Origin of the sequence: Pseudomonas sp. Sample_14 (genome assembly GCF_004307515.1) — a bacterium.
In the GTDB taxonomy this organism is placed as follows: domain Bacteria; phylum Pseudomonadota; class Gammaproteobacteria; order Pseudomonadales; family Pseudomonadaceae; genus Aquipseudomonas; species Aquipseudomonas atacamensis.
In genome coordinates this window covers 24,966-37,324 of record NZ_RCOC01000037.1, presented here as the reverse complement: position 1 = coordinate 37,324, position 12,359 = coordinate 24,966, and the positions used below count along the sequence as shown (strand labels likewise).

Below are 12,359 nucleotides of genomic sequence, written 5' to 3'. Positions count from 1 at the left end.
GTCTGAAACGACAAAACCCGCCGCCCCGGTTGTTTCGGGGGCGGCGGGTTTGTGTGTCTGTACAGATGTGTTGGCTGTGAGTCCGCCTTCGCGGGCAAGCCCGCTCCCACAGGGTTCTTCAGTGGATGCAGAATATGTGTCCGACCAGGATCAATTGTGGGAGCGAGCTTGCTCGCGAAGAGGCCGGGTTGATCACCAAGTAACTCAGCAGACCAACATCACCCCGGCAACTCCAGATTATCCAGCACCCGACTCACTGCCAGTTCGCCAAGCATGATCAACTGGGAGGTATCAAGTTTTACGCAACGTCTTCTGCCGCAAAATATAAACCGTCACCAGCACCGCACTGGTCAACATGAACCCCCGCGCCCAAACCAGCGGCACCAGATAGCACGAGAACAGGATGCTCACCCACATCAGGCCGATCGCGTAGACCTTGCCTTTGAGCGGGATGCCGTTGCCTTCGAGGTAGTCGCGGATCCATGGCCCGAGGCGTGGGTGTTCGACCAGCCAGCGATAGAAGCGCGGAGAGCTGCGCGCGAAGCAGGCCGCGGCGAGCAAAAGGAAAGGGGTGGTGGGCAGGACCGGCAGGAAGATGCCGATCACCCCCAATGCCACGCTGAGCCAGCCGATGGCCAGCAGGACGTAGCGCAACATCAGGGGGCGGTTGCCTATGGGGTTGTCCATAGGCCGGTTCTTAGTGATGACGAGGCTTGAGGATCGCCGGTTTTTCGTCGGGGGCCTGGCACAGCAGGTACAGCGCGGTCAGGGCTTCCGGGATCTGAACGATCATGTCGTCCATCAGGTTGGCGTCCTTGGCGATGTCTTCGAACTCAGGCTGCTCGTCGAACAGGCCGGAACCGACCATGATCGGCAGGAGCATTTCGCTGACTTCTTCTTCGGCGGTTTCGAACCAGGCCGCTTCGCGCAGGAATACGCCCTCCATGAAGCCGATGCACCAGCCGCGCAGTTCGGAGTCGTCCGGCTCTTCGCCCAGATCCAGTTCGCACGGCAGTTCGAATTCTTCATCCGAGGCCAGTTGGCGAGCGATGTGCGCCTTGAGGCCGATCAGCGTGGCTTCGATTTCGGCACGCTGGGCTTCGTCGGTGTAATGCGGCTCTTCGGCGAACAGCGCGTCGATCCACTCGCGCTCCGGAACGTCTTCGGAGCAGATCGACAGCGCGGTCAGGTAACCGTGGGCGGCGACGTAATCCAGCGCCTCGTCGTGCAGCTCGTCGGCGTCGAGGAAGACTTGCAGGCGGGTCAGTTGCTCAGCGAAGGACATTACGGGGCTACCTTGGGGAATAAACAATGCGGGAATTCTAGGCCTTCTTGCGCGCTCTAGCCAGCCGCTTGGCAGATTTGCCCGAATTACCGGCCTCACTGGAAAGATGAATAACCCTGTGGGAGCGAGCCTGCTCGCGAAGGCGCTGTATCAGGCACTTTTCTATCGACTGACAGGTCGCTTTCGCGAGCAGGCTCGCTCCCACAGGGTTTTGTGTGTGGCAGGTTTATCAGTGTCTTCTCAGCGGCACCCTCTGCGGCGAATGCCTCGGGTATACTGCCGCGTTTTGCGATCCCTGCCGGCGCTGCGCTGGTCATGCAATGTGTTCTTACGTTTTGTTTAAGCAGCCGAGGCTGCTCTGAACCAGCCTGAGCAGGGATGTATCGGTAGATTTTTGGAGTTTTTATGCTCGAACAGGCTCAACGCGTCCTCAAGGACATCTTCGGCTACGACAGTTTCCGTGGCCGTCAGGGTGCGATCATTGAGCGCGTGGCCAGCGGCGGTGATGCGCTGGTGCTGATGCCTACTGGTGGCGGCAAGTCGTTGTGCTTCCAGGTGCCAGCGCTGTTGCGTGAAGGTCTGGCGGTAGTGGTATCACCGCTGATCGCACTGATGGACGATCAGGTCGCCACCCTCGAAGAACTGGGCGTGGCCGCCGCTGCGCTGAACTCCACGCTGAGTGCCGAGCAGCAGCGCGACCTCGCTCTGCGGATCAAACGCGGCGAAGTGAAAATGCTCTATTTGGCGCCCGAGCGCTTGGTGCAGCCGCGCATGCTGGCGTTCCTGCAAAGCCTGGAAATCGCTTTGTTCGCCATCGACGAAGCGCATTGCGTATCGCAATGGGGCCACGATTTCCGCCGCGAATACCTGCAACTGGGTCAATTGGCAGAGCTGTTTCCCAACGTTCCGCGCATTGCCCTCACCGCGACCGCCGACAAGCGCACCCGCGAAGAAATTGTCGATCGCCTGCACCTGCAGAATGCCGAGCGCTTCCTGTCGAGCTTCGACCGTCCGAATATTTTTTACCGCATCGTCCCGAAAGAGCAGCCGCGCAAGCAGTTACTGGCCTTCCTCGCCGAACGGCGCAGCGATGCAGGCATCGTTTATTGCCTGTCGCGCAAGAAGGTTGAAGAAGTTGCGGCGTTCCTCAGCGAACAGGGTTTTCCGGCGCTGCCGTATCACGCCGGTCTGCCCAACGATCTGCGCGCCTATCACCAGAAGCGCTTCCTCAATGAGGAAGGCCTGATCATGGTTGCGACCGTGGCGTTCGGCATGGGCATCGACAAGCCCAACGTACGCTTTGTCGCGCACCTTGATCTGCCTAAATCCCTCGAAGCGTATTACCAGGAAACCGGGCGCGGCGGCCGTGACGGGCTGCCGGCGGATGCGTGGATGGCTTACGGTCTGCAAGATGTGGTGATGCTCAAGCAGATGCTGCAGAACTCCGAAGGCGACGAGCGGCACAAGCGTCTGGAGCAGCACAAGCTCGACGCCATGCTCTCGCTGTGCGAAGAAACCCGCTGCCGCCGGCAGGCGTTACTGGCCTATTTCGACGAAGACATGCCCGAACCGTGCGGGCATTGCGACAACTGTGTCGACGGCGTGCAGACCTGGGACGCCACCGAGCCTGCACGTCAGGCATTGTCGGCGATTTTCCGCACCGGCCAGCGTTATGGCGTCGGTCATCTGGTCGACGTGTTGCTGGGCAAGGACAACGAAAAGGTGCGCAGCTTCGGCCATCAGCATTTGTCGGTGTTCGGCGTTGGCAAGGCGTTGAGCGAGAGCGAGTGGCGCTCGCTGTTTCGCCAGTTGGTGGCGCGTGGGTTGGCCGATGTCGATCACGAGGGTTATGGCGGTCTGCGCTTGAATGACAGTTGCCGGCCGCTGCTCAAAGGCGAAGTGAAGCTGGAACTGCGCCGCGACCTGAAACCGCAAGTCACCGCGAAAACGGGCAGCAAGAGCCAGGCCAGCCAACTGGTGCGCGGCGAGGAACGCGAACAGTGGGAAGCCTTGCGCGCACTACGGCGCAAACTCGCCGAAGAACACGGCGTGCCGCCATATGTCATCTTCCCCGACTCGACGCTATTGGAAATGCTCCGCAGCCAGCCAACCTCGCTGGCGGAAATGGCCCGGGTCAGCGGCGTCGGCGCACGCAAGCTGGAACGTTACGGTGAAGCCTTCCTCGAAGTACTCGGCGGCGAGGCGGAGGCGCCGAAGGTGGTCGCCGATGTCCGTCACGAGCTGATCACCCTGGCCCGCGCCGGCATGACCCCGCTGCAGATCGCCGGGCAGTTGCAATGCTCGGAGAAGAACGTCTACGCCATGCTCGCCGAAGCCATCGGCAAGCAACAATTGTCGCTGGAGCAGGCGCTGGATTTGCCTGAGGAATTGATGGGCGAAGTGCAGGACGCGTTTCTCGACGGGGAGGGCGAGTTGCCGTCCGTCGCTGAAGTGGCTGAGCTGTTTGCCGGGCGTGTGCCGGAAGGCGTGCTGTATTGCGTGCGGGCGGCTTTGCAGTCTGAATTCGAGATGTGAAACGACGTATGCGCCAAGCCCCCTGCAGTTGTAACGATTCAGTACAGAGCGACTCTTGCCTATAACTGCCGCCCATGCTTAGCTGACTAATAATTAGATTTTCCGTATTTTCAGTCTAACCGTGAGTGTTTTATGCCGTTAACCGATCAACATCGCTTTGGTATGCAACTGGCCCAGATGTCCCGTGGCTGGCGTGCCGAACTGGATCGTCGCCTCGCCGGGCTGGGCCTGTCGCAGGCGCGCTGGCTGGTGCTGCTGCATCTGGCGCGTTTCGAAGAGGCGCCGACCCAACGCGAACTGGCGCAGAGTGTCGGCGTCGAAGGCCCGACCCTGGCGCGCTTGCTCGATAGTCTTGAGAACCAGGGACTGGTGCAACGCCAGTCAGTGATGGAAGACCGTCGGGCGAAAAAAATCGTGCTCTGCGCACCTGCCTTGCCTCTGATCGAACAAATCGAAACCATTGCCACGCAACTGCGCCACGAATTGTTCGAGGGCGTCGATGAGGCGGATTTGAAGGTGTGCATGCGCGTACACGGGCACATTCTGGCCAACCTGGAAAAATCTTGAGGCACATCCCGCCAGTGATTTTTTGAGAGATCGCGCTGAGCCGACTATAAGAACTACTGGGCAATATCGTGTTCGTACCGGATGTGCGAACGCATAGAAACCGGTTTTGCTTATTTAAGGGATGCTCATGCTCGCAAGTCGGCACGTGCTGCGCGGGGGCGCCAAATGGCTGCTGCTCGCTGGCGTATTCAGCTATTCGACCTGGTCGATGGCGTTGGGGTTGGGCGAGATCACTGTTCACTCAGCCCTCAATCAGCCGTTCAAGGCCGACATCGCGCTGGTCGATGTCGGCACGTTGACGCAAAACGATCTCTCGGCCAGCCTGGCTTCGGCGGATGAGTTCGGCCGGGCGGGCGTCGAGCGGGTGTTCTTTCTCAATGATCTCAAGTTCACCCCGATCCTGCGCGGCAGCCGCCAGATGATCCGGGTGACGTCCGGCAAACCGGTCAACGAACCTTTCCTGAACTTCCTCGTGCAGCTCGATCAGCCCAACGGCCGTCTGTTGCGCGAGTACACGGTGCTGATCGACCCGCCGGGTTCGCCGGGCATCGTGCCCGCCACCGACGAGCCGGATCCGCGCCCGCAATCCTCCGAATTTCCAACCGTCGAACCGGTTACCGCACCGCCTCAGGCTGCCCAGGGCAAACGCACTGCGGCGCCTGTGCCGCCAACGCCGGCGGCACCTGCCAACGATGCGCAGGCCGAGCAACTGGCCGCCAGCGTGCTGCTCACCCAGCAACTGCAAAAGACCCTCGACGAACAGAACCTCAGGCTGCAAGAGCAGCAAGTGCAAATAGCCGACGGCAAGAAGCAGATCGAGGAGTTGCAAACCCGTCTGGCCGAAGTGCAGAAAGCGCCGCCACCACCTGTGGTCGCGCCGGCTCCGGCCGCTGTTTCAGCCCCGGTCGAGGCGGCAGACGATGGCGTGAACTGGCCGCTGCTCGGCGGACTGATATTGCTACTGGGCGTGCTGGCTGCGTTGCTCATACGTCGCCGTCAGCAACGTTCGACAGCAGATGGCACGCCGCTGCCGCTACTGCCCGTGAGCGCCGAAGAAGACGTCGACGAGCCCGAGCTTCAACAATCTGTCGGTGCGCACGCGGCCGCTGATCATCGTGACGAGCCCGGTGCCGGCGACGTGCTGGAGGCCGTGGGCATCTATCTGGCCTACGGTCGACTCAGCGAAGCGGCCGGGCTGCTGCGCGATGCCTTGCACAAGGAGCCTGAACGCATTGATCTCGGTCTGCAGTTGCTGGAGGTTCTTGGGCGCCAGGGTGACAGCGGCGCTTTTGAACAGCAGGAAAACCGCCTGCGTGCGCTTGGCGTCGATGACCGTGAACTGATTGAAATCCGCGCTCGCCATGCAAAACTGGCAGGCGCCGCACCGGCGGCATTTGCAGCAACGCCAATCGCGCCCGAACTGCCCGTGGCCTCGGCAGCGACCGCAGCCGCGCCGCTTGCAGCGTCGCCCAGCGCTCTCGAGGATGATTTCGAATTGAATCTGGGCGAGCTGTCGATGGATTCAAATTGGGATCTGAACGATAGCCGCACTGATGCCGCCGCACCGCCGATTGATGATCCAGAGCTGGGCACCAGCCTGTCGGTGCTACCTGTCGATTTCGAACTGCCACAGGCTGCATCTGCCGAAGAAGCCGAACTTGAATGGATCCCCGAACCCGACGCCCAGCCGCTCGACGATGACTTTCTCAACGAGTTCGGCGATCCCGAGCCGTCGCTGGTGCTGGAACCTCTGGATCTGCAATTACCCGAGTCCACCGACACTGACACCGAGGCCGCCGGCAAGCTCGAACAGGCACAAACCTGCATCGACGATGGCGACATCGACAGTGCGATCGCGCTGCTCAATGAATTGCTCAGGGAAGGGGATGAGCCGTTGAAGCAGACGGCAAGGACGTTGTTGGCGGGGATTCGCTGAGCGCCAACGGATTTCGCGTTCATCCGACACCGCCTTCGCGAGCAGGCTCGCTCCCACAATGGAATGTGCTTTCCCTGTGGGAGCGAGCCTGCTCGCGAAGGCGTCAGAACGTCTGCCCCAGATTCAGATAAACCGCCTGCTCATCCGCATCATTCAACCCATACGTGAAGTTCAACGGCCCCAGCGGCGTGTCGAAGCCGATAAACACACTCGCGGCATTGATGTAGCCGCTGTCGAACTCATTGTCGTTGTTCCACGCCCGACCGCGTTCCAGCGAGGCGCCGGCGTACAGCGGGAAGTCCAGCGGCAGATACGAGCGCGGCGTCAGGCGGCGGTAGTACACCGCGCGCATCAGGCTGACATTCTGCCCGGACAGCGCGTCATCACGGAACCCCGACAACTGCCGCGCGCCGCCGAGCAGGAAGCTTGAGGTGACCACATTGGCATCGTCCAGCGTGCGGCCGTAGCGCCCGCCGAGAATCAGCGTATCCGGCCCGTGGCTCATGGCCTTGTCGAAATTCAGTTCCCACTGGCGATAGCGATTGTCTGAACCCAGGCCCGGTTCGAACTGGGCAAACGTCAGGCTGACGTCCTTGCCCTCGTGCGGAAAGTAGACGTTGTCCAGCGAGTCGTAGGAATACTTCACGGTATAGAAGCCTTCGTTGAAACTCTCGCTCGGCAGATCCTGATCACCGATGCGCACATCAGCTTTGCCCCAGGCCTGGCCGACGCCGAGTCGCACTTCACCGTTGTTGCCGATCTGCCGCCCAAGATTGAGGCCGAAGCCGTAGCGCTCGACGCGATACTGGGCGATCGGATCGTTATCCAGCACCGAGTCAACGTTCTGCGCCTCGAACGACCCGTAGGGTGCGACGAAGTAACGCGAGCCGACGTCCAGCGGCTGATAGAACTCGCTGTACAGCTCCTGCTTGTCGCCGATCTGCGCGCGGGTCAGCCATTCCGCACCGAGGCGGTTGATGCCGTTGACGCGATAGCTCGCACCAAGGTTGAAAGCACTGTCGCCGCGCATGTCGTCCGACAGATTGAGGCCGACCCGCAAATAATCGGTGCCGCTGCGCTTGCCGCTGGCACTGATGACCAAGGTGTGATCCTGGCCTTTGTGCACCACGCGGTAACGTACTTGATCGAAGTAATCGAGGCCGTACAGCGTGCCCATGTCCGAATGCAGGCGGCCCAGGTCCAGCGGCGCGCCGATCGGTTGGCGGATGTAATAGCGAATCACGTCATCGTCGACTTTCGAGTCATTTTCGATGCGGATCCCGGTAATGATCGGCGTGCGTTGCCCAGGCTGGCGGGCGGCGTTCAGTTCCGCGTCCTGGGTTTCCGTCGGCTTGAGTTGCGCCAGCCGCGCATCGAGGATTCGCGTGGCGCGATAACCGGCGTCGATCATCTCTTGAGCCTTGCCGAAATCGGTCACGCCGAACGCGGCCAGCGCAGGCTGGATCAATACGTCATTGGCGTGCAGCGTCGCCAGTTGTTCTTCGGAGTTGCGCCGGGTCATCAGGGTGATCGACTGATTGAGCACGTCCACCACGGTAGTCAACTGCTTGCGATTGCGCAGCGGTGTGCCGATATCGACGACGATGGCGATGTCGACGCCCATTTCCCGCGCGACATCCAGCGGGATGTTGTCGGTCATGCCGCCGTCCACCAACAACCGGCCATCAAGCTCGACCGGGGCGAACACTGCGGGGATGGACATGCTCGCGCGGATCACTTGCGGCAGGTGGCCTTTGCGGAACACCACTTTTTCGCCATTGGCGATGTCGGTGGTCACGGCGCGAAACGGGATCGGCAGTTTGTCGAAGTCGCGGGTGTCGCTGGTGTGGGCCAACAGGCTTTCCAGCAGCAGCGCGAGATTCTGGCCCTGAATCACCCCCAATGGCAGGCCGAGGCTGCCGTCGTCGCGGAAGCTGAGTTTCTGCTTCACCAGAAAGTCGCGGTCGTCCTGCTTGCGTCGAAATGGCACGTCCTCACGCGGCGGCGCGTCGGACAGCGCCGCTTGCCAGTCGATGCTCAGGGCGAGCTTTTCCAGTTCATCGACCTTGTAGCCCGAGGCGTACAGCCCACCGACCACCGCGCCCATGCTGGTGCCGGCAATCGCATCGATCCTGATGCCTTGTTCTTCCAGCGCCTTAAGCACGCCGATGTGCGCCAGCCCGCGCGCAGCACCGCCGGACAGCACCAGGCCGACTTTCGGTCGTGGCGCCTCACTGGCGAGAACCAGCAGGGGAAGGAAACCAAGCAGCAGGCAGAACAGCAAACGGCGCATTGTGAGTCTCGGGGCAAGCGGTAAAGCCGGCTATTATAGCGGCGCCCTCTGTCTCAGGAGTTTCAGCGATCATGACCGTCGTCAAAACCGAAGTTGTCATCACTTATTGCACCCAATGCCAGTGGCTGCTGCGCGCGGCCTGGCTGGCTCAGGAACTGCTCAGTACCTTCGCTGATGACTTGGGCAAAGTGTCATTGGTGCCGGGCACCGGCGGGGTGTTTCACATCACTTGTGCGGGTGTGCAGATCTGGGAGCGCAAGGCCGACGGTGGTTTCCCTGAGGCCAAGGTATTGAAGCAGCGAGTGCGCGATCAGATCGATCCTGACCGCGACCTCGGCCACAACGACCGCACTCAGTGAGAGGCGGCCTCGGCGGCGACGGTTTTCTTGTCGGCCGAGCCTGACATCCGCGCCGACACCACAATCGCGACGATGATCAACGCGCCACCGATGAGCATCCGCAGGGTCGGGGTTTCGCTGAACAGCAGCCAGGCGAGGGTGATGCCGTAGACCGGTTCCATGGCGAACACCACTGCCGCCGTGCGTGCCTTGATCACCGCCAGACTGGCGACGAACAGGCTGTGCGCCACGCCCGTGCAGAACACTCCGAGCAGGGCGATCCACAACCAGTCCAGCGCTCGGACCTGACTCAACTGCGGCGCCGCGACCGGCAACAGACACAACGCCACGACGACGTTCTGGCACAACGCCGCCTGCACCGCCGGGATGCGCCCGGAACTGGCGCGGTTGGTCAGCGACAGCAGGGAAAACAGCAGGCCGGACAGTACGGCCCAAAGCAAGCCGACGGTGGCGCCGCTGCCCAGATCAAATGCGGGCGTCACCAGCACCAGACCGATGCTGACCAATACCACCAGGACGATTTCATTGGCACGGATGCGTTCGCGGAAAATCAGTCCTTCGAGAATCACCGTAAACGCCGGGAAACTGGCAAAGCCCAAGGTGGCGATGGCCACCCCGGCGATCTTCACCGATACGAAAAAACTCACCCAGTGCCCAGCCAGCAACACGCCGCTGAGGGCGAGGCGCCGCCAGTCCACGGCCTGAAGTTTCTGCCAACCATGCTGGCTGGCGAAACGGGCGAAAAATGCCAGGGCGAGCACGGCGAAAGCCGCACGTCCAAAGACGATCACAGCAGGGGATGCGGCAGCGAGTTTGCCGAACACACCGGTCAGGCCGAACATCAAAGCGCCAATATGCAGAGCGCCGAGGGCGGTACGCGGAGTCATTGCATTCCTTTTTTCAGGTTCAACTTCATGGGGCCATTGAACCGCGTCTCGGCCTGCAAGTCTGTCGGCAGGCTATCGTCTTTTGTCGCAGGAATCGCGCCGAAGATGTCCGGGCGAGGAGCCGAATTCACGTAGGACTGCGGCCGAGAACGCACTTTGCGAGCTGTAACCGACGCGACTGGCTACTTCACCAATCGGCAATGCAGTGTCGCGCAGCAGTTGCACCGCGAGATGCAGGCGTCGACTGCGGATGTAATCCATCGGCGTCTGTCCGCATTCGGCCATGAACCGTGCGTGCAGGCGCGCGCTGGACAACCCGGCCACGCGCGCCAGGTCAGCGACTTGCAGCGGATAGCCGGCGTATTGCTCGATGTGCGCATCCAGCGCGGCGTAGGGCAGGCGACGCGCGCGGAGTTCGGCAGGTTGCGCGTGATTGAGACTGGCCAGCAGCAACACTGCGCCTTGCTGCGCGATCAACGGATCGCTGACCGGACTGTTCGCCAGCCAGTTGACCAATTGGCTCTGCCCCGAGTCCAGCGACAGCCGCCCCGGATGATCGAGCAAGCGGCGACAGGCCTCGGCGTGCGCGCCCAGCGAGTCCTGCACCCATTGCCCTTCAGGGATGTCGAGCACCAGGCAGCTGCTGCCTTGGGGACTGTCGCAGGCATGATGAGCGCCGGACGGAACCACCACAACACTCTGCTGACGCACTTGGCTGCCACAGCCCTCGACCTCGAAATCCAGCGCACCGGACAGACCGAACACCAACTGCGCGTGCTCGTGGCTGTGCACAATCAGGTCGTGGGTGTACTGGCGCAGGGTGAGGATCGGTCGCATGGCAGGTTGTCTCCGAGGTGGCCGTCAGTCTACACCGCCGTACGCCGGATGCGTTGTCACACGACTGACTCACGCCTGTCACGGTCGATTAACCGGGCGCGCGCAAGCTGGCGAAAACATCGCAGAGGGTTGCCCATGACCAGCGCCGAGCTCGCCCGACCCAGCCGCAAACAACGGGTGCGAACCCTGTGGATCTCCGATGTGCACCTGGGCACGCGGGATTGCCAGGCCGAGCACTTGTCGCAATTTCTCAAGGGCTACCACGCCGACAAGGTTTATCTGGTCGGTGACATCATCGATGGCTGGAAACTGCGCAGCGGCATGTACTGGCCGCAAGCCCACACCAACGTCATCCGCCGCCTGCTGACCATGAGCAAGCGCGGCACCGAGGTAATCTACGTCACCGGCAACCACGACGAATTCCTGCGGCGCTATTCGAAGCTGATTCTGGGCAATATCCAGTTGGTCGACGAAGCGGTGCATGTCACCGCCGATGGCCGGCATTTGCTGGTGATCCACGGCGATCAGTTCGATGTGATCACCCGTTATCACCGCTGGCTGGCGTTTCTCGGCGACTCCGCCTACGAATTCACCCTGACCCTCAACCGCTGGCTCAATCACTGGCGTGCCCGCTATGGCTACGGCTACTGGTCGCTGTCGGCGTACCTGAAGCACAAGGTCAAGACAGCGGTGAGTTTCATCAGCGACTTTGAAGAAGCCATCGCCCACGAGTGTGTGAAGCGCGAGCTGCATGGCGTGGTTTGCGGGCATATCCACCATGCCGAGATTCGCAAGGTGGGGGAGGTGGACTACCTCAATTGCGGCGACTGGGTCGAGTCGTGCACAGCGCTGATCGAGCATTGGGACGGCACGATCGAGCTGTATCGGCTGGCGGATGCGCAGGCGCGTGAGGCGCAATTGAAAGCTGCCAAAGTTGCCGAAATCGCCTGAGCGAAAAAGCACCCTGTGGGAGCGAGCCTGCTCGCGAAGGCGTAGCGTCAGACGAAACTTCTGTGCCTGATACAGCGCTTTCGCGAGCAGGCTCGCTCCCACATGTTTTCTCAGGCCGGGCTGTGTTCTTGCATCGCAGCCTTGTAAATCGAGTTCTTCGGCTGCGCAAACAGCCTTTCCATCATTGGCTCGAAGAAACTCAGCGGCAGCGTGTCATACGCGGGATCAAACGCCGCCGCGTCGTATTTGGCGCAGAATTCGGCAGTGGCCTGGAACTGCGGATGATCCTTGAATTGCTCGCGCAAGTGCCGATCCATGCCCAGGTGATGAAAGAAATAATAGCCCTGAAAGATGCCGTGCTTCTCCACCATCCACAGATTCTCCGCACTCACGAACGGCTTGAGAATCGCTGCGGCGATGTCCGGATGATTGTAGGAACCGAGGGTGTCGCCAATGTCGTGCAACAGCGCGCAGACCACGTATTCCTCGTCACGCCCGTCGCGAAAGGCGCGGGTCGCGGTTTGCAACGAGTGGGTCAGGCGATCCACGGGGAAACCGCCGAAGTCGCCCTCAAGCAGCTTCAAATGCGCGAGGATCCGCGATGGCAGCTGTCTGGCATAGGCACTGAAATCAGCGGCGATAATCGCCCAGTCTTCCTCGGTGCCGTCCTTCATATGGGTGAAGCGAGCATGGGCATTCATTGGCAGAC

General features: G+C 61.3%; 11 protein-coding genes. 5 read left to right on the top strand and 6 right to left on the bottom strand.

Going from position 1 to position 12,359, the window contains the following annotated elements:
* Window positions 1-291: 291 nt before the first annotated feature.
* Window positions 292-687 (bottom strand): YbaN family protein, encoded by a 396-nt coding sequence (locus D8U61_RS08035; RefSeq protein WP_024012057.1) that lies wholly within the window; start codon window positions 685-687, stop codon window positions 292-294.
* Between the two features lie 10 nt (window positions 688-697).
* Complete coding sequence (locus tag D8U61_RS08030; RefSeq protein WP_016771143.1) at window positions 698-1,285, bottom strand: YecA family protein; 588 nt, start codon at window positions 1,283-1,285, stop codon at window positions 698-700.
* 405 nt (window positions 1,286-1,690) lie between these two features.
* Between D8U61_RS08030 and recQ the strand changes: the two genes are divergently transcribed.
* The 3 genes from recQ (at window position 1,691) to D8U61_RS08015 (ending at window position 6,323) form a co-directional block, all read left to right on the top strand.
* Window positions 1,691-3,820 carry a DNA helicase RecQ gene (gene recQ, locus D8U61_RS08025; protein WP_024012058.1) on the top strand — a complete coding sequence of 710 codons (2,130 nt, stop codon included), beginning with the start codon at window positions 1,691-1,693 and terminating at the stop codon, window positions 3,818-3,820.
* 132 nt (window positions 3,821-3,952) lie between these two features.
* A complete protein-coding gene (locus tag D8U61_RS08020; protein ID WP_016771142.1) occupies window positions 3,953-4,387 on the top strand; it encodes a MarR family transcriptional regulator in 435 nt (144 codons plus the stop codon).
* A gap of 127 nt (window positions 4,388-4,514) precedes the next feature.
* Window positions 4,515-6,323 (top strand): FimV/HubP family polar landmark protein, encoded by a 1,809-nt coding sequence (locus D8U61_RS08015; RefSeq protein ID WP_130887187.1) that lies wholly within the window; start codon window positions 4,515-4,517, stop codon window positions 6,321-6,323.
* A 103-nt stretch (window positions 6,324-6,426) separates the two neighbouring features.
* Here the strand turns inward: D8U61_RS08015 and D8U61_RS08010 are convergent, their stop codons facing one another.
* The gene (locus tag D8U61_RS08010; protein WP_130926723.1) at window positions 6,427-8,616 is read right to left on the bottom strand and encodes a patatin-like phospholipase family protein; all 2,190 of its coding nucleotides are present in this window, start codon (window positions 8,614-8,616) and stop codon (window positions 6,427-6,429) included.
* A 71-nt stretch (window positions 8,617-8,687) separates the two neighbouring features.
* Between D8U61_RS08010 and D8U61_RS08005 the strand changes: the two genes are divergently transcribed.
* Window positions 8,688-8,975, top strand: a complete 288-nt coding sequence (locus D8U61_RS08005; RefSeq protein WP_130926722.1) for a SelT/SelW/SelH family protein — start codon at window positions 8,688-8,690, stop codon at window positions 8,973-8,975.
* Here D8U61_RS08005 and D8U61_RS08000 read toward each other — a convergent pair.
* Both D8U61_RS08000 and D8U61_RS07995 read right to left on the bottom strand, forming a co-directional pair.
* A complete protein-coding gene (locus D8U61_RS08000; RefSeq protein WP_125925335.1) occupies window positions 8,969-9,862 on the bottom strand; it encodes a DMT family transporter in 894 nt (297 codons plus the stop codon). The two genes, D8U61_RS08005 and D8U61_RS08000, sit on opposite strands and share 7 nt — an antisense overlap.
* Window positions 9,863-9,934: 72 nt before the next feature.
* Window positions 9,935-10,699 (bottom strand): helix-turn-helix domain-containing protein, encoded by a 765-nt coding sequence (locus D8U61_RS07995; protein ID WP_130901631.1) that lies wholly within the window; start codon window positions 10,697-10,699, stop codon window positions 9,935-9,937.
* Window positions 10,700-10,834: 135 nt separating this feature from the next.
* Between D8U61_RS07995 and D8U61_RS07990 the strand changes: the two genes are divergently transcribed.
* Complete coding sequence (locus tag D8U61_RS07990; RefSeq protein ID WP_071171397.1) at window positions 10,835-11,650, top strand: UDP-2,3-diacylglucosamine diphosphatase; 816 nt, start codon at window positions 10,835-10,837, stop codon at window positions 11,648-11,650.
* Between the two features lie 110 nt (window positions 11,651-11,760).
* Here D8U61_RS07990 and D8U61_RS07985 read toward each other — a convergent pair whose 3' ends face one another.
* Window positions 11,761-12,351: an HD domain-containing protein gene (locus D8U61_RS07985; protein ID WP_016771136.1), complete on the bottom strand. Its 591-nt coding sequence runs from the start codon at window positions 12,349-12,351 to the stop codon at window positions 11,761-11,763.
* Between the last annotated feature and the right edge of the window lie 8 nt (window positions 12,352-12,359).